We start from the raw sequence: 24431 nt of genomic DNA on the forward strand, positions 1-24431 counted from the left end.
CTCATGACGTCCGACAGTTCCATCTCCGAGGCGGCCTGCGGGGCCGCTGCACAGGCCGAGGCCGACGCTGCCGCGCGGCCGTATCCGTTCAGCACCGCCACGGGGCTGGGACTGGACCCCCTGTACGGGCAGCTGCGCGAGCGCGAACCGGTGGCGCGGGTGCGGATGCCGTACGGCGGCGAAGGCTGGCTGGTGACCCGGCACGCCGACGCCAAACTGGTGCTCAGCGACCCGCGGTTCAGCATGGCGGCGGGCGCCGGCAGAGACATCCCGCGCCCCACGGAACAACTCCTGGAGCCGGGCGGGCTGGTCGCGATGGACCCGCCCGAGCACACCCGGCTGCGCCGGCTGGCGGGCGGCGCGTTCACGCACCGGCGGGTGGAGGGCCTGCGCCCCTCGGTCACCGCGCTCGCGCACCGGCTGGTGGACGAGATGACCGCCGCGGGCCCGACCGCCGACCTGCAGGAGGCGCTCTCGCTGCCGGCGTCGATCGGCGTGATCTGCGAGCTGCTCGGGGTGGACTACGAGGACCGGCACATCTTCCGGCAGTTCTCCGACGCCCTGATGTCGACCGCCCTGCCGCCCGAGGAGGTCAGGCGGGCGGGCGAGGAATTCGTCACTTATCTGGCGCAGTTGGTCGAGGAGCGGCGCGAGTCGCCGACCGACGACCTGCTGGGGGCGATGGTCCAGGCGCGTGACGACGAGGACCGGCTGTCCGAGAACGAGCTGTACATGCTGGGCGCAGGCCTGCTGGTCGGCGGGTACGAGACGACCGCGACGCAGATCGGGAACTTCGCCTACCTGCTGCTGCGCGACCGTCGGCTGTACGCGTCACTGGTCGAGGACCCGGGGCTGATCCGAGGAGCGGTGGAGGAACTGCTCCGATTCACCCCGCTGACCACGGTGGACGGTTACGCGCGGATCGCGCTGGAGGACGTGATGGTCGGCGGCACCCTCATCCGCGCCGGAGAGGCCGTGTTCACCTCCGTGGCCGCCGCCAACCTGGATCCGGAGGTCTTTCCGGAACCCGGGCGCCTCGACTTCACCCGGGAGCGCAACGCCCACCTGGGCTTCGGCCACGGCATCCACTACTGCATGGGCGCCCCGCTGGCCCGGCTGGAGCTCCAGGTGGTGCTGGAGGTCCTCACCCGGCGGCTGCCCGGGCTGCGCCTGGCCGTCCCCGCGGCGGACGTGCGGTGGCAGCCGGGACTGCTGCTGCGCGTGCCGGACCGACTGCCCGTTGCATGGTGAGCGATCCGATGCCGAAGCGCGGGCCCGATCCCGGGGCACAGGGGCCCGGCGGCGCGGCGCGGGCCGTGCCGCACGGCAGCGTCCTCGTGCTCGGCGGCGCCGGATACGTCGGCCGTCACGTCTGCGCGGCGTTCGCCGCGCAGAACCGTGACGTGGTGGTGGTCGGCCGCCGCCCGCCCGAGGAACCCATGCCGTACCGCTGCGTGACCCTGGACCTGGCCGGTGGCGACCCCGCGGCGCTGGCCGCGGCGCTGGACGCGGCACGTCCGGGCACGATCGTCAACGCCGTCGGGAGCATCTGGGGCCGTACCGACGAGCAGATGTGGTCCGCCACCGCCGTACCCACACTGCGGCTGCTGGAGGCGCTGGCGCTGATGACCACGCGGCCGCGGCTGGTGCACCTCGGCTCAGTGCTGGAATACGGTCCGGTGCGGCCCGGCAGTTCGGTGGGTGCCGACGCCGAGCCGCGCCCGGACACGGCGTACGGCAGGAGTAAACTGGCCGCCAGCGAGGCGGTGCTGCGGGGCACCGCCGGCGGGTGGGTCGACGGCGTGGTACTCCGGGTATCCAACGTCTCGGGACCCGGCACACCCTGGATCAGTCTGCTGGGCCAGGTCGCCCAGCGTCTGCTGGCGGGCCCGAGCGGGGGCCCGGAGGCCGTTGTGGAGTTGTCTCGGCTGCACGCGCACCGGGACTACGTCGATGTCCGGGACGTGGCCGATGCCGTGGTCGCTGCCGCCTGCGCACCAGCTGTCCCGGTCGCCGTCGGCATCGGACGGGGCGAGGTGGTCGCCGTCCGCGACCTGGTAGACCTTCTCATCGAGGCGAGCGGCATCCCGGCGCGGGTGGTGGAGCGCCCTGCTGCCGACCGGGAGGCCGGTCTCCGGCACGACTGGCTACGGGTCGACATCGGCGCGGCGCGCAGCCTGCTGGGCTGGGAGCCGCGCCGTTCCCTGCAGGAGTCGGTTCGCGACTGCTGGAACGCCTTGGTCCGTGCGCACCGGCCGCCCCCCACTCTTTCGAAACCCTCTGGAGGTTGAGCTCTCCGTGACTACCTACGTCTGGGACTACCTGGCGGAATACCAGAACGAACGCGCGGATCTCCTTGACGCGGTCGAGACCGTCTTCGGCTCCGGGCAGTTGGTTCTCGGCCCCAGCGTGGAGGGGTTCGAGAAGGAGTTCGCGGGCTATCACGGCCTGCGCCACTGCGCAGGTGTCGACAACGGCACCAATGCCCTGAAGCTGGGTCTGCAGGCCCTGGGGGTGGGCCCTGGGGACGAGGTCATCACCGTGTCCAACACGGCCGCCCCCACGGTAGTGGCCATCGACGGGGCGGGTGCCACACCCGTCTTCGTCGATGTCCGAGCCGACGACTACCTCATGGACACCGACCAGGTCGCGCAAGCCATCACCCCGCGCACGAAGGCCCTCCTGCCGGTGCATCTGTACGGGCAGTGCGTCGACATGGAGCCCTTGCGCGCCCTGGCCGCAGAGCATGGCCTCGTGATGCTGGAGGACTGCGCCCAGGCGCACGGCGCCCGCCACCACGGCGAACTGGCGGGCACGATGGGTGACGCCGCGGCCTTCTCCTTCTACCCGACGAAGGTCCTCGGCGCGTACGGCGACGGCGGTGCGGTGGTGACTGACAACGCGGACGTGGACCGTGCGCTGCGCAGCTTGCGCTACTACGGCATGGAGGACGTGTACCACGTCGTGCGCACGCCGGGCCACAACAGCCGGCTCGACGAGGTGCAGGCGGAGATCCTGCGCCGCAAACTCACCCGTCTCAACCGCTACATCGAGGGCAGGCGCGCGGTCGCCAGGCGTTACGCCGAGGGACTGGCGGACCTGACGGGCCCCGGCGGCCTGGTACTGCCGTCCGTCAGAGAGGGCAACGACCACGTCTACTACGTGTACGTCGTCCGCCATCCGCGTCGTGACGAGATCATCGAGGCGCTGAAGTCCTACGGAGTCTTCCTCAATATCAGTTATCCGTGGCCGGTCCACACCCAGAGCGGCTTCGCGCACCTGGGGTACGCCAAGGGCTCGCTGCCGGTCACGGAGCGGCTGGCGGACGAGATATTTTCGCTGCCGATGTACCCGGCACTCGCCCCTGATGTACAGGACAAGGTGATCGCGGCCGTGCACGAGGTGCTGGGCGCGACCTGAGGGCGTTGCCCCATTGCCGACGCCTTGTTAGCGGTCGGCCCGTCTGTCGATCCCGCTCAACAGACGGGCCTGGTCAACCACTTTCCGCTCACGCGATTCCCCACCCGTATCCTTCGCTACCCGCTTTTCGCGCACACAACCGACCGAGAACGCAGGGGACCGATGATCGAGGAGATACTCCCCGCCGAGGTAGTTTCTGTGTGTGCTTGTGACGACCGGATGCTTGGTCAACTGGGCCCGGAGTCCGTGCTGTTCCCCGAAGAAGCGGCGGTCGTGGCCGAGTCCGTGGCGCAACGGCGGCAGCAGTTTGCGACCGTGCGGGCTTGCGCGCGACGCGCACTCGCCCAAATGGGTCTACCTCGCGTGCCGTTGCTGCCCAATGGGCGAGGCGCCCCACAGTGGCCTGACGGGGTAGTTGGCAGCATGACGCACTGTCACGGATACCGGGCGGCTGCTGTGGCGAGGTCCGTCGACACCATCGCCGTCGGGATCGATGCGGAACCGCACGACCCGTTGCCGGACGGAGTCTTGGAATCTGTCTCGCTGCTGTCTGAACGCCGATGGGTGCTCGAATGCGAGGGATTCGACCCCAAGGTGTACTGGGACCGGCTGCTCTTCAGTGCCAAGGAAAGCGTCTTCAAAGCGTGGTACCCGGTAACCGGCTTGGAATTGGCTTTCGAGGAGGCAGAAATACGCTTCGAACCCGATCAGGGCACGTTCTTCGCCCGTCTGCTCCGCGCTGGGCCAATAGTGGCAGGGCGTGAACTGAAGGGCTTCTCCGGGCGCTGGCTGGTTCTCGGAGAGTGAACGCTTTTCCCCACTACGTGGACATCTACGGCCTGTGCACGAGGTTCAGGCTACCGGAGCCGAGTGAACGCTGTCGGCTTCTACCGCAACCCCGGCCTGCCGGGTCGGCGCTGCCGTGCGCCAGCGGTAGAACCCTGACCGGGACACTTTGAGGATGTGGGGTTTTCCCCAGAACCTGCCCGGCAACCTGCCACACCTCAGCGAGCAATCCTTCCGAACAACGCCGCAAACCAATGGACCATGCACTCCACGTGGTGCACTCCAGTGAAACAGGTCGACCGACCCAGCCGAAATCTACGAGATCTCGATGAAACTGCAGGTCAGGCGCCCCTTGTGGCCGGTTCGAGAATCGCCACACACTCAACGTGCGAAGTCATCGGGAACAGGTCGAACGCGCGCAGCGTGCGCGGCTTGTAGCCCGCCTCGCGGAAGTACGCCAGGTCTCGCGCCAGCGCCGCCGGGTCGCAAGCCACGTACGCGATGCGGCGGGCGCCCAGGGAGGCCAGGTGCTTCACCGTCTGCTTGCCCGCGCCCGCGCGCGGCGGGTCGAGGACGATCAGGTCGGTTTCGGTGATGCCCGTGCGCGGCAGCACCTGCTCGACCTTGCCCTGCTCGATGCGTACGTACTCCATGTCCTGGAGGTTGTGCCTGGCGTCCTCGACGGCGCGCTTCGAGGTCTCGATGCCGAGCACCGCGCCCTTGTCACCGATGCGCTCGGCGATCGCACCGGCGAAGAGGCCCACGCCGCAGTACAGGTCGAGCGCGGACTCGCCCTTCCTCGGCATCAGGCCCTGCATGACGGCCTTGATCAGGATGTCCGGACCCTGCGGGTGGACCTGCCAGAAGCCGCCCATGCCGACGCGGTACGTACGCCCGTCCGCCCGCTCGCGCACGAAGGCGCGGCCGTGCACCCGGTGCACCCCGCCGTCCTTCTCCTCCACGCGCAGGACCGAGACCGGCTTGTCGAGTTCGACGAGGGGCAGGCGGCCGCCCGGCTGCGGGGTGAGGACCACCTGGCGGTCGTTCGAGCCGGTGGCCGCGATCGCCTCGACCGACGCCATCTGGGGCCAGTCCTGCTTCTCGATGCCCAGCTCACTCACGCCCGGCGCGGCGATCATGCAGTGGTCGATCGGCTGTACGTCGTGCGAGCGGTGCTTGCGCAGTCCGGCGCGGCCGTCGGGGGCGACGGCGTACTGGACGCGCGTGCGCCACGCGGGCACCTCGCCCTGCGGCAGCTTGTCGCCCGGCGCCGGCATGACGGTGCCGTCCCAGCCCGCCTCCTCCGGCGTGAGGCCCGCGAGGCGCATGAGCTGCTCGGCGATTACCTCGCCCTTCAGCCGCCGCTGCGCGCCCGGCTTGGCGTGCTGCCAGTCGCAGCCGCCGCACATGCCTGGTCCGGCGTACGGGCACGGCGCCTCGATGCGGTCCTTGGACGCCTCTATGACCTCGACGGCGTCGGCGCGCAGGTAGCGCGAGGTCTCCCCGCCGTCCGTCACGCGGGCGCGGATCTTCTCGCCGGGCAGCGTATGCCGTACGAACAGCACCCGCCCCTCGTCGGTACGGGCGATGCAGTGGCCGCCGTGGGCGACGGGGCCGACCTCGACCTCGTACTCGGTACCGACGAGAGAGTTGTCGGCCGTTTCCTTGGATTCTGACTGCATGACGGGGTGACTCCAGGGATCTAAGGGGTACGGCCGGACTTCAGCCCTCCAGTCTACGTGGGTGTCGTCCGGCCGTTCACCACGTCAGCGCTTGCCGGTCGGCTCCTTCGGGCGGCGGTCGTCCACCGGACCGCGCCGCACCGCTCCCGGCGCGTTCCACTCCTGGCGCTTCTTCGCCCGCTCCTTCGCCAGCTCCGAGGACTGCAGCTGGTAAGGCACCGAGGTGACCATCACTCCCGGCGTGAACAGCAGCCGGCCCTTGAGCCGCAGCGCGCTCTGGTTGTGGAGGAGGTGCTCGTACCAGTGGCCCACCACGTACTCCGGGATGTAGACGCTGATCGCGTCCCGCGGGCTCTCCCGCCGCAGACCCTTCACGTAATCGATGATCGGCCGTGTGATCTCGCGGTACGGCGAGTCAAGGATCTTCAGCGGCACATTGATGCCGCGCCGCTCCCACTCCTCCTTGAGCGCCTTCGTCTCCGCCGGGTCGACGCTGATGCTGAGCGCCTCCAGCTTGTCCGAGCGCGTCAGCTTCGCGAAGGCGAGGGCCCGCAGCGTCGGCTTGTGGACCTTGGAGACCAGGACGATGGAGTGGACGCGCGACGGGCGGACGCTGTCGTCGGACGGGCCCTCGTCGGCGGCGATCTCCTCGGAGACGCGGTCGTAGTGCTTACGGATCGCGGTCATCGTCCCGTAGAAGATCACCATGCCGAGCAGCGCGACCCACGCGCCGTGCGTGAACTTGGTGGCCAGTACGACGACGAGCACCAGGCCCGTGAAGAAGGCACCGAAGGTGTTGATCGCGCGGGAGCGGACCATGCGACCGCGCTTGGCCTTGTCCTTCTCCGTCCGCAGGTGGCGGTTCCAGTGCCGCACCATGCCGATCTGGCTGAGCGTGAAGGAGACGAAGACGCCGACGATGTAGAGCTGGATGAGCCGGGTCGAGTCGGCGCCGTAGATCCACACGAGCAGGATGGCCGCGCCCGCCAGCAGCACGATGCCGTTGGAGAACGCGAGGCGGTCGCCGCGGGTGTGCAGCTGGCGCGGCAGGTAGCGGTCCTGCGCGAGGATCGAGCCGAGCAGCGGGAAGCCGTTGTACGCCGTGTTCGCGGCCAGGAACAGAACGAGCGCGGTGGCCGCCGCGAGCAGCACGAAGAAGAACGTACCGTCACCGAAGACGGCGGCCGCGACCTGTGAGATCACCGGGTCCTGTACGTAGTCCGGGCCGACGGCGGTGCCGTTGTGGAGCAGGTCGTGCTCCGGGTTCTCGGCCATCTTCACGTCGGTGGCCATGGCGAGACCGATGATGCCGCAGAACATCGTGACGGCCAGGCCGCCCATCAGGGCCAGCGTCGTCGCGGCGTTCTTGCTCTTCGGCTTGCGGAAGGCCGGCACACCGTTGCTGATCGCCTCGACGCCCGTGAGCGCCGCACAGCCGGAGGAGAAGGCCCGCAGCAGCAGGAAGACGAGGGCGAAGCCGGCCAGGCCCTGGTGCTCGGCCTTGATCTCGAAGTCGGAGGTCGGGGCGTGCATGGTCTCGCCCGCGACGATTCCGCGGTAGGCGCCCCAGGCGATCATGAGGAAGACGCCCGCCACGAAGACGTACGTCGGGATCGCGAAGAGCTTGCCCGACTCCTTCACACCGCGCAGGTTCATGAGCGTCAGCAGCACGATGATGCCGATGGCGCACGTCACCTTGTTCTCGACGACGAAGGGGATCGCCGAACCCAGGTTCTCCACGCCCGACGAGATCGACACGGCGACCGTGAGGACGTAGTCGACGAGCAGGGCACTGGCGACGGTCAGGCCCGCCTTGGGACCGAGGTTGGTGTTGGCGACCTCGTAGTCGCCGCCTCCGCTCGGGTACGCGCGCACGTTCTGGCGGTACGAGGCCACCACGGTGAACATCAGCACCACGACAGCGACCGCGATCCACGGGCTGAAGTGGTACGCCGACACGCCCGCGATGGAGAGCACGAGGAGCACTTCTCCCGGTGCGTACGCCACGGACGAGAGCGGGTCGGAGGCGAAGACGGGAAGTGCGATGCGCTTGGGGAGAAGAGTCTCTCCCAGCTTGTCGCTGCGCAGCGCCCGGCCGATCAGGATCCGTTTGGGCACGTCGGTCAGTTTGGACACGCAGAGGATCGTAAGCGTTCGAAAAGGACACCGCCCACCCACCACCCCTCTTGGCTGCGGAAACTTCCCGGTCCGCCACAAGTCCGCCACGTGAACCACCCGCGAACCGCCCGCCGACCGCCCGCGAACCACCGCGCGTACCCCTGAATGAACCCGGAGATGCCCGAGGTGATCGATGGCGCGTTCGGCGTTGCCGCTACGGTGGACGAAGACAGGGGCGAGGCAGTACCGGGCACTGGTGCCCGCGCCTCCCCCGGTGAGCCGAGAAGGAAGATGTGAGCAGGGTGTTTGTGCGGGTCAGCGGGGCGACCAGGAGTGCGGGGTAACGGGACGATGCACGTCGTCATCATGGGCTGCGGGCGAGTGGGTGCCGCTCTCGCGCAGAACCTTGAGCAACAGGGGCATACGGTCGCGGTGATCGACCAGGACCCCACGGCCTTCCGCCGCCTCGGGTCCGGTTTCGGTGGCCGCAGGGTCACCGGGGTCGGCTTCGACCAGGACACCCTCCGCGAGGCGGGCATCGAGGACGCCGGCGCGTTCGCGGCGGTGAGCAGCGGCGACAACTCGAACATCATCGCGGCCCGGGTGGCCCGCGAGATGTTCGCCATCGAGAACGTCGCGGCCCGTATCTACGACCCGCGCCGCGCCGAGGTCTACCAGCGCCTGGGCATCCCCACCGTCGCCACGGTCCGCTGGACCGCCGACCAGATGATGCGCCGGCTGCTGCCGTCGGGCGCCGAGCCGCTGTGGCGTGACCCGAGCGGCGTTGTGCAGCTCGCCGAGGTGCACACCTCTCCCGCCTGGATCGGGCACAAGATCAGCCGGCTCCAGGAGGAGACGGGCGTACGCGTCGCCTTCCTCACCCGGCTGGGCGAGGCCGTACTGCCGACCTCCCAGACGGTGCTCCAGGAGGGCGACCTGGTCCACGTGATGATGCGTACGGACGAGATCGCGAAGGTCGAGGCGGCCTGCGCGCAGGGTCCCGAGGAAGGCGGTCACGCATGAGGGTCGCTATTGCCGGCGCCGGCGCGGTGGGACGTTCCATCGCGGGCGAGCTGCTGGAGAACGGCCACGAGGTCCTTCTCATCGACAAGGCGCCGACCGCCATCTCGGTGGAGCGCGTGCCGCTCGCCGAGTGGCTGCTGGCCGACGCCTGCGAGATCACCTCGCTCGACGAGGCGGCGCTCCAGCGCTGCAACGTGGTGATCGCGGCGACCGGTGACGACAAGGTCAACCTGGTCGTCTCGCTGCTCGCGAAGACCGAGTACGGCGTGCCGCGGGTCGTCGCCCGCGTCAACAACCCCAAGAACGAGTGGCTGTTCACCGAGGCCTGGGGCGTCGATGTCGCGGTCTCCACACCGCGTCTGATGTCGGCGCTGGTCGAGGAGGCGGTGAGCGTGGGCGATCTCGTACGGCTGCTCCGCTTCAGCCACGGCGACGCCAACCTCGTCGAGCTGACGCTGCCGCCGGAGTCGGCGCTGGCCGGCACGCAGGTCAGCGATGTGGCATGGCCCGAGGACACCTCACTGGTCACCATCATCCGCGGTTCGCGTGTGCTCACTCCCGGCCAGGAGGAGACCCTGGAGGCGGGCGACGAGCTGCTGTTCGTGGCCGCTCAGGCGCGCGAGGAGCAGCTGGAGGACCTGTTGTCGGTCCGCAGGGAAGACGCGGCGAGCTGACGGCGGTACGTACTGCTGCGCAAGTGGGGCCCGGAACCATGACGGTTCCGGGCCCCACTCACGTGCGTACGGGAAATCAGGCCTCGCGCTGCGCCGAAGCGGCGGCAGCGGCCGCCTTGCGCTCCTTCTCGGCCTTCTCCTGCGCCTCCATCTCCGCGAACACGTCGATGGGCGGCGGAGCCTTCGCCAGGAAGACCCACGTCAGGTAGACCGCGAGCAGGAACGGCGGGATCTTCAGCGCGACGAGGACCCAGCCGAGCTGGGCGGTGTCGGCCCACCAGTACAGCGGGAAGAGGATCGCGCACTTGCCGAGCAGGATCAGGCCCCAGGCCCAGCTGGCCTTGGCGTACGCCTTCTTGCGTCCCGGGTTCCGTGTCCGCCAGGAGAGGTTCTCCTTGAAGATCGGGCCGAGGATCAGGCCGATCAGCGGGACGCCCGCGAGCGTGGTCACGATGTACGCGAGGGCGAGACCCAGGGTGTAGATCATGCCCGGCAGATAGAAGTCCTTGGCGTTGCCGGTCATCATCGCGAAGACGACACCGAAGGCGACTCCGAAGACGCCGCTGAAGGCGTGCTTGACGGTGTCCCGGCGGATCAGCCGTACGGCGACGAGCAGCAAGGACACCGCGAGGGCGGCGATGGCCGAGACGTGCAGGTCCTTCTTGATCGTGAAGATGGTCACGAACAGCAGACCGGGCAGGACGGTCTCCACCATGCCCCTGAGGCCGCCGAAGGCCTCGAACAGGGCCGCCTCGGTGACGGCCTTCGCGTCCTGGGCGGCCCCGGCTTCGGGCTGTTCTTCGCTGCTGTCGCTGCTGTCGCTGCTGTTGCGATCCGTCGCGGTCGGCTTGTCGAGAGACGTCACCGGCTACTCCTGTCCGAGCGGTCGGAGCTCGTATTTGGGATTGAAAAGCACCCGGCGGCCGTGGCTCATGGAGATCCGGCCCGAGGCGATGAGCCTGCGGCCCGGTTCTATGCCCACGATGGAACGGCGGCCCAGCCACACCACGTCCAGGGGTGCGGTGCCGTCGAACAGCTCCGCCTCCAGGGCGGGCACACCGGCCCGCGGACGCAGGGTGACCGTGCGCAACGTACCAGTCACCTTCACCACCTGGCGGTCGTCGCAGTCGCAGATGCGTGAGCACCCCGCGGCCTGCGCGTCCTCCTGCAGCTCCGCGTGGTGCAGGTCCTCCTGCGAGGTGGACAGCCGGTCGAGCATCCGGCGGAACCGGCCGGCAGGCTTCTCCGAACGTGGTACGGCACTCATACACGAAGGGTACCGGGGAGCAGGCCCGCCTGGATCACCCCGGACCCGACCACCACGACCACGCCCGCTACCACGCCCGCTGCCGCTACCGCTCGAAGCGGTAGCCCATCCCGGGTTCGGTCACGAAGTGCCTGGGGTGCGAGGGGTCCGCCTCCAGTTTGCGGCGCAGCTGCGCCATGTAGACCCGCAGGTAGTTGGTCTCGGTGCCGTACGAAGGGCCCCAGACCTCCTGGAGGAGCTGCTTCTGGCTGACCAGGCGGCCCGTGTTCCGTACGAGCACCTCCAGCAGGTGCCACTCGGTGGGCGTCAGCCGTACGTCCCTCCCCGCGCGGTGCACCTTCTTCGCGGCCAGGTCGACGGTGAAGTCGCCGCCCGCGTCGACGAGCACGTCGTCCTCGGCGGCGCCGGCGGGCTCGGCCCTGCGGACCGCCGCGCGGAGCCTGGCCAGCAGCTCGTCCATGCCGAACGGCTTGGTGACGTAGTCGTCGGCCCCGGCGTCGAGCGCCTCGACCTTCTCGTCGGAGGTGTGGCGGGCGGAGAGCACCAGGATCGGTACGCGGGTCCAGCCGCGCAGCCCCTTGATCACCTCCACGCCGTCCATGTCGGGCAGGCCGAGGTCCAGGACGACCACGTCGGGGTGGCGGGCGGCGGCGAGCTGGAGCGCGGTCGCGCCGTCGGGGGCCGCGTCCACCTCGTACTTGCGCGCCTTCAGATTGATCACGAGGGCGCGCACGATCTGCGGCTCGTCGTCGACCACGAGCACCCGGGTCATGGAGTGCCTGCCTTTCTACGGGACGTACGGAAGGAAATGACGGACGGCGGGGTCAGGAGGTCACCCTTGCCGCAAGCTCCGGGCGTACCGGCGCATGCCCGGGGACCGCTTTGAGGGTGAGAACCATCGTCATGCCACCCCCGGGCGTGTCCTCGGCGGTCAGAGTGCCGCCCATGGATTCGACGAAGCCGCGGGCGACGGCGAGGCCGAGGCCCACTCCGGCGCCGCGCGGGGCGTCGCCGTAGCGCTGGAACGGTTCGAATATCCGGTCCTTCTCGTCGTCCGGGACGCCGGGCCCGCGGTCCGCGACGCGCAGCTCTACGCGCTCTCCGAGCGCGCTGGCGGCGACGGAGACGGGGGTGTCGCCGGGGCTGTACTTGACGGCGTTCTCGACGATGTTGGCGACGGCGCGCTCCAGCAGCCCGCGGTCGACGGCCACCATGGGAAGGCTCTCCGGGATGTCGAGACCGACGCTCTCAGCGGGTACGCCGACGAGCGCCATCGGGACCACCTCGTCGAGGTCGGTCTCGCGGATGAGCGGGGTGACGGTGCCGGTCTGGAGCCGGGACATGTCGAGGAGGTTGCCGACGAGGTGGTCGAGGCGGTCGGCGCCGTCCTCGATGCCCGCGAGCAGTTCGGCCTCGTCGGCGTCCGACCAGGCCACGTCGTCGGAGCGCAGGGACGACACGGCGGCCTTGATGGCGGCCAGCGGCGTACGCAGATCGTGGCTGACGGCGGCGAGCAGGGCGGTGCGGATGCGGTTGCCCTCGGCGAGCTTGCGCGCACCCTCCGCCTCCCCCACCAGGCGCTGTCTGTCCAGTACGACGGCTGCCTGGGCGGCGAAGGCGCCGAGCACCCTGCGGTCCTCGGCGGGCAGCACGCGGCCGGAGAGGGCGAGCGCCATGTGGTCGCCGACGGGCATGTCCACGTCGGCGTCCTCGGGGCGGCTGAGCGGCCTGGGGCCGACGCTGGCGGCGCGGGTCCAGGGGTCGACGTCGCTCGCGCGCTCCAGCAGCGCCACCGACTCCATGGCGAAGGTCTCGCGGACCCGCTCCAGGAGGGCGTCCAGGGTCGTCTCGCCGCGCAGGACGCTGCCCGCGAGGAAGGAGAGGATCTCGGACTCGGCGCGCAGCCGGGCGGCCTGGTGGGTGCGGCGGGCCGCCAGGTCGACCACGGAGGCGACCGACACGGCCACCGCGAAGAAGATCACGATGGCGACGAGGTTCTCGGGGTCGTTGACCGTGAGGGTGTGGGTGGGCGGCGTGAAGTAGTAGTTCAGCAGGAGCGAGCCGACGGCGGCCGACGCGAGCGCGGGCAGCAGCCCGCCGAGCAGGGCGGCGATCACGGTGAGGAAGAGGAAGAGCAGGACGTCGTTGGCGAGCCCGGGACCGTTCTCCAGGCTGGTGAGCAGCAGCGAGAGCAGGACGGGCGCCGCGACGCCGACCAGCCAGCCGGAGACGATCCGGGCGCGGCTCAGGCGGGCGCCACGGGCGACGGGCAGGCCGCGGCCCTTGGCCACGTGGTCGTGGGTGACGATGTGTACGTCCAGGTCCGGCCCGGAGTCGCGGGCCACGGTGGCGCCGACGCCGGGGCCGAAGATGTACTGCCAGGCCTTGCGCCGGCTGGAGCCGAGCACGATCTGGGTGGCGTTGACGCCGCGCGCGAACTCCAGCAGCGCGGAGGGCACGTCGTCGCCTATGACGTGGTGGAAGGTGCCGCCGAGGTCTTCGACGAGGGTGCGCTGTACAGCGAGTTCCTTGGGCGAGGCCGAGGTCAGGCCGTCGCTGCGGGCGATGTAGACGGCGAGGATCTCGCTGCCGGAGCCCTTGGCCGCCATGCGCGAGGCGCGGCGGATGAGCGTACGGCCCTCGGGTCCGCCGGTGAGGCCCACGACGATGCGCTCGCGTGCCTGCCAGGTGGAGCGGATGTTGTGCTCGCCGCGGTACTGCTGGAGGTATTCGTCGACGCGGTCCGCGACCCACAGAAGCGCCAGCTCGCGCAGCGCGGTGAGGTTGCCCGGCCGGAAGTAGTGGGACAGCGCGGCGTCCAGCTTGTCCGGCTTGTATATGTTGCCGTGGGCCATGCGTCGGCGCAGGGCCTGGGGCGACATGTCGACCAGCTCGATCTGGTCGGCGCGCCGTACGACCTCGTCCGGTACGGTCTCGCGCTGCCGTACGCCGGTTATCGACTCGACGACGTCGCCGAGGGACTCGAGGTGCTGGATGTTGACGGTCGAGATGACGTCGATGCCCGCCTGGAGCAGCTCTTCGACGTCCTGCCAGCGCTTGGCGTTGCGCGATCCGGGGACGTTGGTGTGGGCGAGTTCGTCGACCAGGGCGACGGCGGGACGGCGTTCGAGGGCCGTATCGACGTCCATCTCGGCGAAGACGGAGCCGCGGTATTCGATCTCGCGGCGCGGGACCTGCTCAAGTCCCCGCAGCATCACTTCGGTGCGCGGCCTGTCGTGGTGCTCGACGAACGCGACGACGCAGTCGGTGCCGCGTTCCACGCGCCGGTGGGCCTCGGACAGCATGGCGTACGTCTTGCCGACACCGGGCGCCGCACCCAGGTATATCCGAAGCTTGCCGCGTCCCATGGCCCCATTGTCTGCGCTGTCTCCAGGCAAAACGGGCGCGGGGGCCGACTTCAGGTGCGCCTTGACACGATTCTGATGCTCAGACGTGCTCGACGAGGTGACCGTCGCTGAGCTCCAGGACCCGGTCAGCGAGGTCCAGCAGCTGCGCGTCGTGCGTGGCGACCAGCGCCGTCACGCCTTCGCTCCGTACGACCGCGCGCAGCAGCTCCATCACGGCGAGGCCGGTCTCCGCGTCGAGCTGGCCGGTGGGCTCGTCGGCGATCAGCAGCGCCGGCTTGTTGGCGAGCGCGCGGGCGATGGCGACACGCTGCTGCTGGCCGCCGGAGAGCTCGCCGGGGCGCTGGGCGGCCTGGTCGGCGAGGCCGACGAGGGCAAGCAGCAGCTCGACGCGCTCCTCGCGCGCCTTGGGGTCGGTCTTGCGCAGCCGCATCGGTACGCCGACGTTCTCGGCGGCGGTGAGGATCGGGATCAGGCCGAAGGACTGGAAGATGAAGCCGATGCGGTCGCGGCGCAGTTCGAGCAGGCCGTTCTCCCCGAGGCCCGCCAGTTCGGTGCCGTCGACCACGATGCGGCCCTCGTCGGCGGTGTCCAGGCCGCCGACCAGGTTGAGCAGGGTCGTCTTGCCGGAGCCCGAACGGCCCTTGAGTGCGACGAGCTCACCGCGCGGCACGCTGAAGGAGACGCCGCGCAGCGCGTGGACGGCCGCCGCTCCGGTGCCGTAGGAGCGGTGCAGGTCTGTCACCTCGACCATGGGCCGGCCACCGGCGTTCTCGGCGACGGCCGTGCCGGTGCTGCCCTTGGTGCTCTCGTTCATACGTGCTCCCCCGTACGGTCGTTCGGCCGGGCGCCAGTATGGTCACCGCGCGCCCGGCCCCGCAACGGTCGGCCCTTGGCCGGAGCGGCCGCGAGCTCCTTGAGCGCGTCCTTGAGCGCGATGTCGAGGGCGAGGACGTTCACCCGGGGCTCCCCCATGAAGCCGAGGGTCCGGCCTTCGGTGTGCTCCTCGACCAGCCGCTCGACCTGCCCGACGTCGAGCCCGTTCCGCTCCGCGACCCGGTGCGCCTGAAGGGCGGCGTACTGCGGCGAGATGTGCGGGTCGAGCCCCGAGCCGGAGGAGGCGACGGCCTCCGCCGGCACGCCGGTGGGGTCGACCCGGTAACCGGCCGTGGAGTTGTCCCTGAGGCCCCGCCGTTCCACTGCTGCGTACCGCCCGCGCTGTGCTCATTCAAGAACTGGCCCACGGGGTGAATTCGGCCACGACCAGGCCGACGACGTTCTCGGTACTCACAGCTTCGTCACCCCCTTGGCGACTGCTGCCACCAGCGCGAAGACCGCGAGCGCGGCGACGACGAAGGCCACGTCGGCCATCGTGTGCTCCTGGAGGAGGTAGGGATTGTCCGACCTCCCGAGGAAACCTCCTCCAGAAGCACCCGAGCCGTCGGTTGACGCCTCCCTTACGGCCACGGGCGCCGCCTTGACGAGATCGATACGGGCCCGCCCCTGACCAGCGAAAAAGCCGGTGGGCCGCACTCCCTCTCGGGGAGTACGGCCCACCGGCCACGTCAGATCACGTCAGGTTCGGGTCAGCGCACCTCAGTGGTCTCCGGACCACGCTGCAGCTGTCCCATGCCACCGGAGAAGCGCGAGCCTTCCTGCTCCTCCTGCTGGACGCCCTCGGGCACCATCTGCGCATCGTTCGGCAGCTTCAGCACGATCGGGTCACGCGGCGCCATCGGCCCCTCGCCCCGTACGACCACGGTGTCCTTGAAGACGTGCTCAAGCACCCCCGCGGCCTCCGGCTGCACCGCGCCCTGACCGGAGATCACTCCACGCAGGAACCAGCGCGGCCCGTCGACGCCGACGAAGCGCACCATCTGCACGCCGCCCGTACCGTCCGGCAGCTGTACGGGCACCTGGGCCCGCAGCTCCCAGCCCAGCGGGCCCTCGATCTCGTCGATGACGCCGCCCTGCTGGGTGATGCCCGACGCGATCTCCTCACGGACCTCGCCCCAGATGCCTTCCTTCTTGGGCGCCGCGAAGGCCTGCAGCTGTACGGCGCTGTCGCGCAGTACGACGGTCGCCGCGACGATCGCGTCGCCCGCGACCTCGACCCGCAGTTCCATGCCCTCGACTCCGGGCACGAACATTCCGCCCAGGTCGACCCGGCCCTCGCCGGGTTCCATCACCTCGGACACGTCCCACGGACCGTCCGGGCGGGGTGCCGGCGGCAGGTTCACCCTGCGCAGCGACCCGTCGCCGTCCGCGGCCTCGTCAGGCTCGACGTCGTCGACGACCTGCTCGGCCTCGCCCGCCACTACTTCGTCGGCGGATTCGCTCTTCTTGCGACGTCCGAACACGTCACTGTCCTTCCCGGTCGGATACGACCGATGCGTATCGATTCCCACCCGCCCGGCCGTCCACGGCGGCATGACCGCCGGTGGAACCGAAGCCCCCCTCGGCCCGCGCCGAGCCGGGAAGCTCCGCGACCTCGTGGAAGCGCACCTTCTCGACCTGCTGGACGACCAGTTGGGCAATCCGGTCGAAGCGCTCGAACCGCACGCTTTCGCGCGGGTCGAGATTGACCACGATCACCTTGATTTCCCCACGGTACCCGGCATCCACCGTCCCCGGGGCATTCACGAGGGCGACTCCACAGCGGGCGGCGAGACCGGATCGCGGGTGCACGAAGGCCGCGTACCCATCAGGCAGCGCGACAGACACCCCGGTCGGGAGCACCGCACGCTCACCGGGGGCGAGTTCGGCGGCTTCGGTGGTCACCAGGTCGACCCCCGCGTCGCCCGGATGTCCGTACGAGGGGATGGGTACGTCGGGGTCGGTCCGGCGGATCAGCACGTCGACAGGGTTACGGGTCACGGGTTCACCTCGAAGGCGCGAGTACGCCTGACCTGATCGGGGTCGGCCATCGCCGCCCGGATCTCCTCCGGGCGTCCGTTCTCGATGAAGTGGTCGACCTTGACTTCGATGAAAAGGGCGTCGGCGCGGACGGCCACGGGCCCGTCGGGGCCGCCGATCCGGCCGGTCGCCGAGGAGTAGATCTTGCGGCCGTGCACCGCGGTCACCTCGGCGTCGAGGTGCAGCACGGTGTCCACCGGCACGGGACGTACGAAATCGGTCTCCAGCCGGCCGGTCACCGCGATGACCCGCAGCAGCCAGTTCAGCGAGCCGAGCGTCTCGTCGAGCGCCGTGGCCAGTACGCCGCCGTGCGCGAGGCCGGGGGCGCCCTGGTGGGCGGGCTTGACCGTGAACTCGGCCGAGACGCGTACGCCCTCGCCGGCCCGGGCCTGGAGGTGCAGCCCGTGGGGCTGGCCCCCGCCGCAGCCGAAGCAGTGTTCGTAGTGCGCGCCGAGCAGCTCTCCGGGCGGGGGTGCGTCGGGGTGCCTGACCGGGGCTATGGCGTCGGCCGGGGGCTTGAGGGCCGCGGGCCCGGGGGCCGGCTCCCGGGAGTTCTCAGTACTCACAGGCGCAGACCTTACCCGCGCGGGTACGCGCAGGTCGCGCCGTGCCAAGCTTGGTTTCATGCAGCCTTCCGCCCCGCAGTACGCAGAACGTCTGACCGCCCCTCGTTCCTGGTGGATCATCGCCGGGCTTCTCGGCATCGCGGGCGGGCTGATGCTGCTGCCCCTGGGCGCCCTGCCGATGCTGGGCGGACTGATCGGCGCCGGCGCGCTCGCCGCGGCCGGGGTGAGTTCGTACGGCTCCCAGCGGATCCGGGTGGTCGGGGACGCGTTGATCGCGGGCGACGCCCGTATCCCGGTCTCCGCGCTCGGCGAGGCCCAGGTGCTGGACGCCGAAGAGGCCCGCGCCTGGCGGTCGTACAAGGCCGACCCGCGCGCCCACATGCTGCTGCGCAGCTACATTCCCGGGGCGCTGCGCGTAGAGATCACCGACCCGGCCGACCCGACGCCGTACCTCTACCTCTCGACACGCGATCCCGAGGGCCTGGCCGCGGCTCTCGCGGCCGTACGGGCGGGCTAGCCGCCCAGCTCCTTGCGGCCGGGCTTCGGCTCGACCTGAGGCTGCTCGGGCTTTTCGGGTTTCTCGAGTTTCTCGGGTCTCTCAAGGGGCGGCAGTTCGGGCAGCGCGTCCCAGGGGACCTGGCTCTTGCGCAGGTCATTGCGGATCCGCTCGGCGAGGCGTCTGGTGTCGCGCCGGTTCATCACGGCTCCGACCGCGGCCCCGACCATGAACGGGATGAGGTTCGGCAGATTGCGGACCATGCGTTTCATGATCTGCTGCCGGAGCTGGCGCTTCATCTGAGTGCCGAGCGCCGTGTTGTACGTCGCCGGTTTGGTGACGTCGATCCCCCGCTCCTGGGTCCAGGACGTGAGGTAGGCCGTGCTGCGCTGGGCCGGCCCGCCGGGCGGCCGCATGCCGTAGACCTCGTGCAGCTCCGCGATGAGCTTCAGCTCGATCGCGGCGACGCCGGTGATCTCGGCAGCCAGCTCGGCCGGCATGGCGGGGGGTACGGGCAGCATGGCCGCCGCGCCGATGCCCGCCCCCACGGTGGAGGTGCCGTTGGCCGCACCTGCCACCAGTTTGTCGGCGATCTGCTCCGGGCCGAGGCCCGGGAACTGCTTGCGCAGGGTCGGCAGGTCACGTACGGGAATGCGCGGCGCGGTCTCGATGACCCGGTCGGCGAGATAGCCGATACCGGCCTTCGCGCTCTCGCCGCCCTTCCGTACGCCCTGCCTGACAGCCGCCAGGCGCCGGGCCCGTGTCGTGGGCCCTTCCGCGGTTTCGAGCGAGGCCGGCAGGCCCCGCTCGTCGTCACGTGCGCCGACGGCCGCGCTCACGCCGTGCGGTGCCTCCGGGGAGTCCTTCCGCCGGAAGCGCTTCCTCCTGGACGGTGTCGCGCCTGCCACGGCCGGCCCGACCTAGTCGCAGTCGCGGCAGATCGGCTGACCGTTCTTCTCCCTGGCCAGCTGGCTGCGGTGGTGCACGAGGAAGCAGCTCATGCAGGTGAACTCGTCGGCCTGCTTGGGCAGGACACGTACGGCGAGCTCTTCGTTGGAGAGGTCGGCGCCGGGCAGTTCAAGCCCTTCCGCCGCCTCGAATTCATCCACGTCAACCGACGATGTCGCCTTGTCGCTCCGACGTGCCTTGAGCTCTTCAAGGCTGTCGGAATCGACGTCGTCATCGGTCTTGCGTGGGGTGTCGTAATCCGTTGCCACTGTCGCTCTCCCCCTCTGGGTAGTTGCGGTGTCTCAGCGCACGTAACGCGTGAGAGGCCGGACTTGTGCCCGACCTGAGGCGGAGATTTTGCCTCACATCAAGGTCTGTTACTCAATCGACACCCAACCGATCTCCCCAGGGGTGATCGGTTTGGATGGCGATCGGGACCGTACACGGTCCGAATGTCGCACTTCACGAGCGCCACCCCGTGTACTTCCCGTTATCTCACCCCCAGGAAACCCGGACTTTTCCCGGGTTTCCGGGGAAGTTCGCGATCACGGAGAGTAGAGGGACGGAAATTCGAGCCTGTGATCGATCACACACAGACCGGTCAGCGCCGGGTCCCGAAAATTCCGCTTAAAGCGAACAGCCGCGTGGCTGCGCGAAACGTCTCAGATCGGGAGCGTCACACGCATCACAAGGCCACCGCCCTCGCGGGGCTCCGCGATGATACGGCCTCCGTGGGCCCGCGCGACGCTGCGCGCGATCGAGAGGCCGAGACCCACGCCCTTGTCGCTGCCGGTGCGCTCCGTACGCAGGCGCCTGAACGGCTCGAAGAGGTTGTCGATCTCGTATGCGGGAACCACTGGACCCGTGTTCGAAACCACCAGGAGCGCCTGACCGTGCTGGATCTCGGTGGTGACCTCGACCCAGCCGTCCTCGGGGACGTTGTAGCGCACGGCGTTCTGCACCAGGTTAAGCGCGATCCGCTCCAGCAGTACGCCATTGCCCTGTACGACGGCGGGCTCGCGCTTGCCACGGATCAGCACGCCCTTCTCCGCCGCCTCGCCGTGCGCCTGGTCGATGGCGCGGGAGGCGACCTCGGCCAGGTCCACCGGCTTGCGCTCCACGATCTGGTTCTCGCTGCGGGCGAGCAGCAGCAGGCCCTCCACGAGCTGCTCACTGCGCTCGTTGGTGGCAAGCAGCGTCTTGCCCAGCTGATGAAGCTCCGGGGGCGCCTCGGGGTCCGACAGATGCACCTCGAGCAGCGTCCTGTTGATCGCCAGCGGTGTCCGCAGCTCGTGCGACGCGTTGCCCACGAACCGCTGCTGGGCGGTGAACGCCCGCTCCAGGCGGTCGAGCATCTCGTCGAAGGTGTCGGCAAGCTCCTTCAGCTCGTCGTCAGGGCCGTCCAGCTCGATCCGCCGGGTCAGGTCCGTGCCGGCCACCCTGCGGGCCGTACGCGTGATCCTGCCGAGCGGTGAAAGGACGCGTCCCGCCATCGCGTATCCGAAGGCGAAGGCGATGATGCTGAGGCCGAGCAGGGCGAGCAGCGAACGGCTGAGCAGCTCGTCGAGCGCCTGCTGGCGCTGGTGGTTGACGCAGGCGTTCATGGCCGCGTTGAACTGGTCCGGCGTGGCCTCGTCGGGCAGGTCGCACACCGTGCTCTTGACCTGGCCGCTCACGATCTTGAACGGCAGATCACTGCCCACCGCGAGGGCCTGGGCGGCGAGCAGGTAAATGATCGAGAGCAGCAGAATGCCCGCGATCAGGAACATGCCGCCGTACAGCAGCGTGAGCCGTATCCGGATGGTCGGGCGCAGCCAGGGGAACGACGGTTCCTGCTCCCTCGGGTCCCAGGTCGGTTTCGGTGGCGCCAGGGGTGGCGCCGGGGTGGAGGCCATCGCGCGTCAGATCCGGTAGCCGGAGCCGGGCACCGTGACGATGACCGGCGGCTCGCCGAGCTTGCGGCGCAGCGTCATGACCGTGACGCGCACCACGTTCGTGAACGGGTCGGTGTTCTCGTCCCAGGCCTTTTCGAGCAGCTGCTCGGCGGACACGACGGCACCTTCGCTGCGCATCAGCACCTCCAGCACCGCGAACTCCTTCGGCGCCAGCTGGATCTCCTGGCCGTCGCGGAACACCTCGCGGCGGTTCGGGTCGAGCTTGATGCCGGAGCGCTCCAGGACGGGCGGCAGAGCGACGGTCGTACGCCGTCCGAGGGCGCGTACGCGTGCGGTCAGCTCGCTGAAGGCGAACGGCTTGGGCAGATAGTCGTCGGCGCCGATCTCCAGCCCCTCCACGCGGTCGCTGACGTCACCGGAAGCGGTGAGCATCAGGACGCGGGTGGGCATGCCGAGTTCGACGATCTTCCGGCAGACGTCGTCACCGTGGACGAGCGGGAGGTCACGGTCGAGCACGACGACGTCGTAGTCGTTGACCCCGATACGTTCCAGAGCGGCCGCGCCGTCATACACGACGTCGACGGCCATGGCCTCCCGGCGCAGTCCGGTGGCCACCGCATCGGCGAGCAGCTGCTCGTCCTCGACGACGAGTACGCGCACGTCGCAGTCCTTCCGTTGATTTGCCCATGCGGGCAGGTGTCTCCCATGGCTGTGTGCAGCCATCCTGCCCCTTTCGGCCATAAACCGGCGGTAAGGCGATACGCCGGGAAGGGGCCGGAGGGCTGACATGGGTGGGGATTTCCATGATTCCCGGGCGAGTTGAGGTTTTCCTGAGGCGGGGTGTGGGGAGGACGACTTCACACCCCGCGATCACGCCCTGTATTCGGCACGCCACGTGATCGAACCACCCACCCTCGGCACACCCCCGTGCCACCGACCCATGACGAGGGGGCGCAACCCATGGACGCTTTCACCGCAGGCCTGCTGCAGCGCATAAAGGCCACGGAATCCGACCTCACGATGGCTCGAGAAACGGGCGACGACTTCCTGGCGGAGGTGGAGCAGGCGGAGCTGGAGGACCTGCACCGCCTCGCCGCGGAGCACGGCGTAAAGGTAACCGCCGCGAGCGCGTGACCCCCCTGCCGGTCGACCGTACGGAGTGCGAGCAGGGCCCCGGCGCCGGGGAAGGCGCCGGGGCCCTTGCGCGTCCCCGGGGCTCCGCCCCGGCCCCCGGTCCTCAATCGCCGGACGGGCTTGATTTTGCCGCGCTGCGTCCTAGTCGTGCCAAGCGCCGAAGTCCTCCAGCAGTGCCTGCAGCGGCTCGAACACCCCCGGCGACGCCGCGATCGTCAGCTCCCCGGACGGATGCTCACCCGGCCGCCCACCCGTAACCGCCCCCGCCTCCCGCGCGATCAGATCCCCCGCAGCCAGATCCCAGGGCCTGAGCCCCCGCTCGTAGTACCCGTCCAGCCGCCCCGCAGCCACATCGCACAGGTCAATCGCCGCCGACCCACCACGCCGGATGTCCCGCAGCCTCGGAATCAGCCGCTGCACGACGTCCGCCTGATGGCTCCGCACAGCGGCGACGTAATTGAAGCCAGTAGAGACCAGCGCCTGGTCCAGCAGCGGCGGCGCCGGCCGCACCCGCAGCGCGGAGCCATTGGCGTACGCCCCGCCACCCCGCACCGCCTGGTACGTCTCACGCCGCATCGGCGCCGCCACGACCCCCACGACCGTCTCGCCACCCCGCTCGGCCGCGATGGACACCGCCCAAGTCGGCAGCCCGTACAGATAATTGACCGTGCCGTCGAGCGGGTCGATCACCCACCGCACCCCGCTCGTGCCCTCGCTGCTCGCGCCCTCCTCGCCCAGTACCCCGTCGTCCGGCCGGTGTTCGGCGAGGAAGCCGGTGATCAGCTTCTCGGCGGCGATGTCCATCTCGGTCACGACATCGATGGGACTCGACTTGGTGGCGGCCACACCGAGATCGGCCGGCCGCCCGTCCCGCAGCAGCGCACCGGCCCGCCGCGCGGCCTCCAGGGCGAGTTCGAGCAGCTCGGACAAGAGGGGATCAGTCACGGCTCTCCTAGCTGGCGAATGGCGAAGGTCAGGCGTACGGACTGTCGGCGCCCGCCGCCGCGGGCCTGGGCGACCGCGCCGGGCAGCACCCGACCGGGCAGAGGTCGTGGCTGGGGCCCAGCGCCCCCAGTGCGCACCGCTCCACCGGCAGCCCCCGCTCGGCGGCCGCACGCTCCAGGAGCAGTTCCCGCACGGCGGCGGCGAAGCGCGGATCGGCGCCGACGGTCGCGGACCGCCGCACCGGCAGGCCGAGTTCGGCGGCCTTGGCGGTGGCCTCGGTGTCGAGGTCGTACAGCACCTCCATGTGGTCCGAGACGAACCCGATCGGAACCATCACCACCGCCGGCGCGCCGGCCGCGTGCCGCTCCTCCAGGTGGTCGCAGATGTCCGGCTCCAGCCACGGAATGTGCGGCGCCCCACTGCGCGACTGGTAGACGAGCTGCCAGGGGTGCGCGACCCCGGTCTCCTCGCGCACCGCCTCGGCGATCACCCGGGCGACGTCCAGATGCTCGGCGACGTACGCGCCGCCGTCCCCGTGCGCCTCCACGGGCCCGGACGTGTCCGCCGCAGCCGTAGGGATGGAATGCGTCGTGAAGGCGAGGTGCGCCCCCGCCCGTACGCCCTCGTCCAGCTCCGCCAGGGACTTGACGACCCCGTCGACCATCGGACGTACGAAACCCGGGTGGTTGAAGTAGTGCCGCAACTTGTCGACGCGCGGCGGCTCGATCCCCTCGGCCTCCAGCGTCGCGACCGCCTCGGCGAGGTTCTCGCGGTACTGGCGGCAGCCGGAGTACGAGGCGTACGCACTCGTGGCGAGGACGGCGATCCGGCGGCGGCCGTCCGCGGCCATCTCGCGCAGGGTGTCCACGAGGTACGGCGCCCAGTTCCGGTTGCCCCAGTAGACCGGCAGGCCGTCCGGACCGCCCAGGCCCTGCTCGGCGAAGTCCTTGCGCAGGGCGTCGATGAGCGCGCGGTTCTGCTCGTTGATCGGGCTGACTCCGCCGAACAGGAAGTAGTGCTGCCCCACCTCCTTGAGCCGCTCCTTGGGGATGCCGCGGCCACGGGTGACGTTCTCCAGGAACGGGACCACGTCGTCCGGGCCTTCGGGGCCGCCGAAGGAGAGAAGCAGCAGGGCGTCGTAAGGGGCGGGATCGCGCTGATCGGGCATGGGAACGATCCTGCCACTCGCGCCCGGC

The 24431-nt window shown here is 70.0% G+C and carries 25 protein-coding genes and 1 pseudogene; 8 read left to right on the forward strand and 18 right to left on the reverse strand.

Features of this window, described 5'->3' with window-relative positions; genetic code table 11:
• Window positions 1–3: 3 nt before the first annotated feature.
• From ABZX79_RS34785 to ABZX79_RS34800, 4 genes are all read left to right on the forward strand, one after another.
• A complete protein-coding gene (locus ABZX79_RS34785; RefSeq protein ID WP_355267031.1) occupies window positions 4–1251 on the forward strand; it encodes a cytochrome P450 in 1248 nt (415 codons plus the stop codon).
• Window positions 1252–1259: 8 nt separating this feature from the next.
• Window positions 1260–2291 carry an NAD(P)-dependent oxidoreductase gene (locus ABZX79_RS34790; protein ID WP_355267034.1) on the forward strand — a complete coding sequence of 344 codons (1032 nt, stop codon included), beginning with the start codon at window positions 1260–1262 and terminating at the stop codon, window positions 2289–2291.
• A gap of 7 nt (window positions 2292–2298) precedes the next feature.
• Window positions 2299–3420: a DegT/DnrJ/EryC1/StrS family aminotransferase gene (locus ABZX79_RS34795; protein ID WP_355267037.1), complete on the forward strand. Its 1122-nt coding sequence runs from the start codon at window positions 2299–2301 to the stop codon at window positions 3418–3420.
• Window positions 3421–3582: 162 nt separating this feature from the next.
• Entirely contained in the window at window positions 3583–4227 is a 645-nt protein-coding gene (locus ABZX79_RS34800; RefSeq protein WP_355267040.1) for a 4'-phosphopantetheinyl transferase superfamily protein, read from the forward strand.
• Between the two features lie 320 nt (window positions 4228–4547).
• Here the strand turns inward: ABZX79_RS34800 and ABZX79_RS34805 are convergent, their stop codons facing one another.
• Together ABZX79_RS34805 and ABZX79_RS34810 are read right to left on the reverse strand one after the other, a co-directional pair.
• Entirely contained in the window at window positions 4548–5888 is a 1341-nt protein-coding gene (locus ABZX79_RS34805) for a TRAM domain-containing protein (protein WP_355267043.1), read from the reverse strand.
• A gap of 84 nt (window positions 5889–5972) precedes the next feature.
• Window positions 5973–8024: an APC family permease gene (locus ABZX79_RS34810; protein WP_355267046.1), complete on the reverse strand. Its 2052-nt coding sequence runs from the start codon at window positions 8022–8024 to the stop codon at window positions 5973–5975.
• Between the two features lie 333 nt (window positions 8025–8357).
• On the opposite strand from ABZX79_RS34810, the gene ABZX79_RS34815 reads away from it, so the two are divergent.
• The gene (locus tag ABZX79_RS34815; RefSeq protein ID WP_355267049.1) at window positions 8358–9029 is read left to right on the forward strand and encodes a TrkA family potassium uptake protein; all 672 of its coding nucleotides are present in this window, start codon (window positions 8358–8360) and stop codon (window positions 9027–9029) included.
• Complete coding sequence (locus ABZX79_RS34820) at window positions 9026–9703, forward strand: TrkA family potassium uptake protein (RefSeq protein ID WP_214972985.1); 678 nt, start codon at window positions 9026–9028, stop codon at window positions 9701–9703. Before ABZX79_RS34815 ends, ABZX79_RS34820 begins: the two co-directional genes overlap by 4 nt.
• A 76-nt stretch (window positions 9704–9779) precedes the next feature.
• Here ABZX79_RS34820 and ABZX79_RS34825 read toward each other — a convergent pair whose 3' ends face one another.
• The 10 genes and pseudogenes from ABZX79_RS34825 to ABZX79_RS34870 form a co-directional block, all read right to left on the reverse strand.
• On the reverse strand, window positions 9780–10568 hold the full coding sequence (locus ABZX79_RS34825) for a DUF3159 domain-containing protein (protein WP_355267052.1): 789 nt from the start codon (window positions 10566–10568) through the stop codon (window positions 9780–9782).
• A gap of 3 nt (window positions 10569–10571) precedes the next feature.
• Window positions 10572–10970 carry an OB-fold nucleic acid binding domain-containing protein gene (locus ABZX79_RS34830; RefSeq protein WP_215134322.1) on the reverse strand — a complete coding sequence of 133 codons (399 nt, stop codon included), beginning with the start codon at window positions 10968–10970 and terminating at the stop codon, window positions 10572–10574.
• A gap of 85 nt (window positions 10971–11055) precedes the next feature.
• The gene (locus ABZX79_RS34835) at window positions 11056–11742 is read right to left on the reverse strand and encodes a response regulator (protein ID WP_355267056.1); all 687 of its coding nucleotides are present in this window, start codon (window positions 11740–11742) and stop codon (window positions 11056–11058) included.
• A gap of 52 nt (window positions 11743–11794) precedes the next feature.
• The gene (locus ABZX79_RS34840; protein WP_355267059.1) at window positions 11795–14338 is read right to left on the reverse strand and encodes a sensor histidine kinase KdpD; all 2544 of its coding nucleotides are present in this window, start codon (window positions 14336–14338) and stop codon (window positions 11795–11797) included.
• A 79-nt stretch (window positions 14339–14417) separates the two neighbouring features.
• Window positions 14418–15152: an ABC transporter ATP-binding protein gene (locus ABZX79_RS34845; protein ID WP_355267062.1), complete on the reverse strand. Its 735-nt coding sequence runs from the start codon at window positions 15150–15152 to the stop codon at window positions 14418–14420.
• Between the two features lie 110 nt (window positions 15153–15262).
• Window positions 15263–15520 (reverse strand): annotated as a pseudogene (locus tag ABZX79_RS34850) (potassium-transporting ATPase subunit C); the annotation flags it as partial.
• 102 nt (window positions 15521–15622) lie between these two features.
• A complete protein-coding gene (locus tag ABZX79_RS34855) occupies window positions 15623–15802 on the reverse strand; it encodes a hypothetical protein (protein WP_355267065.1) in 180 nt (59 codons plus the stop codon).
• A 119-nt stretch (window positions 15803–15921) separates the two neighbouring features.
• Complete coding sequence (locus tag ABZX79_RS34860) at window positions 15922–16695, reverse strand: DUF3710 domain-containing protein (RefSeq protein ID WP_355267068.1); 774 nt, start codon at window positions 16693–16695, stop codon at window positions 15922–15924.
• 1 nt (window position 16696) lies between these two features.
• Window positions 16697–17212, reverse strand: a complete 516-nt coding sequence (dut, locus tag ABZX79_RS34865) for a dUTP diphosphatase (protein WP_355267071.1) — start codon at window positions 17210–17212, stop codon at window positions 16697–16699.
• A complete protein-coding gene (locus ABZX79_RS34870; protein WP_355267123.1) occupies window positions 17209–17751 on the reverse strand; it encodes a PaaI family thioesterase in 543 nt (180 codons plus the stop codon). Before ABZX79_RS34870 ends, dut begins: the two co-directional genes overlap by 4 nt.
• Window positions 17752–17875: 124 nt before the next feature.
• On the opposite strand from ABZX79_RS34870, the gene ABZX79_RS34875 reads away from it, so the two are divergent.
• A complete protein-coding gene (locus tag ABZX79_RS34875) occupies window positions 17876–18334 on the forward strand; it encodes a DUF3093 domain-containing protein (protein WP_355267074.1) in 459 nt (152 codons plus the stop codon).
• Here ABZX79_RS34875 and ABZX79_RS34880 read toward each other — a convergent pair.
• The 4 genes from ABZX79_RS34880 to ABZX79_RS34895 form a co-directional block, all read right to left on the reverse strand.
• Window positions 18331–19221 carry a hypothetical protein gene (locus tag ABZX79_RS34880; protein WP_355267077.1) on the reverse strand — a complete coding sequence of 297 codons (891 nt, stop codon included), beginning with the start codon at window positions 19219–19221 and terminating at the stop codon, window positions 18331–18333. The genes ABZX79_RS34875 and ABZX79_RS34880 overlap by 4 nt on opposite strands.
• Before the next feature lie 12 nt (window positions 19222–19233).
• Entirely contained in the window at window positions 19234–19530 is a 297-nt protein-coding gene (locus tag ABZX79_RS34885) for a DUF4193 domain-containing protein (protein ID WP_355267080.1), read from the reverse strand.
• A 393-nt stretch (window positions 19531–19923) separates the two neighbouring features.
• Window positions 19924–21156: a HAMP domain-containing sensor histidine kinase gene (locus tag ABZX79_RS34890; RefSeq protein WP_355267083.1), complete on the reverse strand. Its 1233-nt coding sequence runs from the start codon at window positions 21154–21156 to the stop codon at window positions 19924–19926.
• 6 nt (window positions 21157–21162) lie between these two features.
• Window positions 21163–21816: a response regulator transcription factor gene (locus ABZX79_RS34895; protein ID WP_028814147.1), complete on the reverse strand. Its 654-nt coding sequence runs from the start codon at window positions 21814–21816 to the stop codon at window positions 21163–21165.
• 300 nt (window positions 21817–22116) lie between these two features.
• Here ABZX79_RS34895 and ABZX79_RS34900 point away from each other — a divergent pair, with 300 nt between their 5' ends.
• A complete protein-coding gene (locus ABZX79_RS34900) occupies window positions 22117–22290 on the forward strand; it encodes a hypothetical protein (RefSeq protein WP_214972965.1) in 174 nt (57 codons plus the stop codon).
• A 141-nt stretch (window positions 22291–22431) separates the two neighbouring features.
• On the opposite strand, the gene ABZX79_RS34905 is transcribed toward ABZX79_RS34900, so the two are convergent.
• Together ABZX79_RS34905 and ABZX79_RS34910 are read right to left on the reverse strand one after the other, a co-directional pair.
• The gene (locus ABZX79_RS34905) at window positions 22432–23235 is read right to left on the reverse strand and encodes an inositol monophosphatase family protein (protein ID WP_355267087.1); all 804 of its coding nucleotides are present in this window, start codon (window positions 23233–23235) and stop codon (window positions 22432–22434) included.
• 28 nt (window positions 23236–23263) lie between these two features.
• Window positions 23264–24403: a ferrochelatase gene (locus tag ABZX79_RS34910; RefSeq protein ID WP_355267090.1), complete on the reverse strand. Its 1140-nt coding sequence runs from the start codon at window positions 24401–24403 to the stop codon at window positions 23264–23266.
• Between the last annotated feature and the right edge of the window lie 28 nt (window positions 24404–24431).

Source organism: Streptomyces sp. NPDC002994 (assembly GCF_040611155.1).
Taxonomy (GTDB): Bacteria; Actinomycetota; Actinomycetes; order Streptomycetales; family Streptomycetaceae; genus Streptomyces.

Excerpts from the sequence above, each read along its gene's own strand:
- ABZX79_RS34785 (WP_355267031.1), top strand. The coding sequence starts at position 4 with ATGACGTCCGACAGTTCCATCTCCGAGGCGGCCTGCGGGGCCGCTGCA.
- ABZX79_RS34790 (WP_355267034.1), top strand. The coding sequence starts at position 1,260 with ATGCCGAAGCGCGGGCCCGATCCCGGGGCACAGGGGCCCGGCGGCGCG.
- ABZX79_RS34800 (WP_355267040.1), top strand. The coding sequence starts at position 3,583 with ATGATCGAGGAGATACTCCCCGCCGAGGTAGTTTCTGTGTGTGCTTGT.
- ABZX79_RS34805 (WP_355267043.1), bottom strand. The coding sequence starts at position 5,888 with ATGCAGTCAGAATCCAAGGAAACGGCCGACAACTCTCTCGTCGGTACC.
- ABZX79_RS34815 (WP_355267049.1), top strand. The coding sequence starts at position 8,358 with ATGCACGTCGTCATCATGGGCTGCGGGCGAGTGGGTGCCGCTCTCGCG.
- ABZX79_RS34820 (WP_214972985.1), top strand. The coding sequence starts at position 9,026 with ATGAGGGTCGCTATTGCCGGCGCCGGCGCGGTGGGACGTTCCATCGCG.
- ABZX79_RS34830 (WP_215134322.1), bottom strand. The coding sequence starts at position 10,970 with ATGAGTGCCGTACCACGTTCGGAGAAGCCTGCCGGCCGGTTCCGCCGG.
- ABZX79_RS34835 (WP_355267056.1), bottom strand. The coding sequence starts at position 11,742 with ATGACCCGGGTGCTCGTGGTCGACGACGAGCCGCAGATCGTGCGCGCC.
- ABZX79_RS34840 (WP_355267059.1), bottom strand. The coding sequence starts at position 14,338 with ATGGGACGCGGCAAGCTTCGGATATACCTGGGTGCGGCGCCCGGTGTC.
- ABZX79_RS34845 (WP_355267062.1), bottom strand. The coding sequence starts at position 15,152 with ATGAACGAGAGCACCAAGGGCAGCACCGGCACGGCCGTCGCCGAGAAC.
- ABZX79_RS34875 (WP_355267074.1), top strand. The coding sequence starts at position 17,876 with ATGCAGCCTTCCGCCCCGCAGTACGCAGAACGTCTGACCGCCCCTCGT.
- ABZX79_RS34890 (WP_355267083.1), bottom strand. The coding sequence starts at position 21,156 with ATGGCCTCCACCCCGGCGCCACCCCTGGCGCCACCGAAACCGACCTGG.
- ABZX79_RS34900 (WP_214972965.1), top strand. The coding sequence starts at position 22,117 with ATGGACGCTTTCACCGCAGGCCTGCTGCAGCGCATAAAGGCCACGGAA.
- ABZX79_RS34910 (WP_355267090.1), bottom strand. The coding sequence starts at position 24,403 with ATGCCCGATCAGCGCGATCCCGCCCCTTACGACGCCCTGCTGCTTCTC.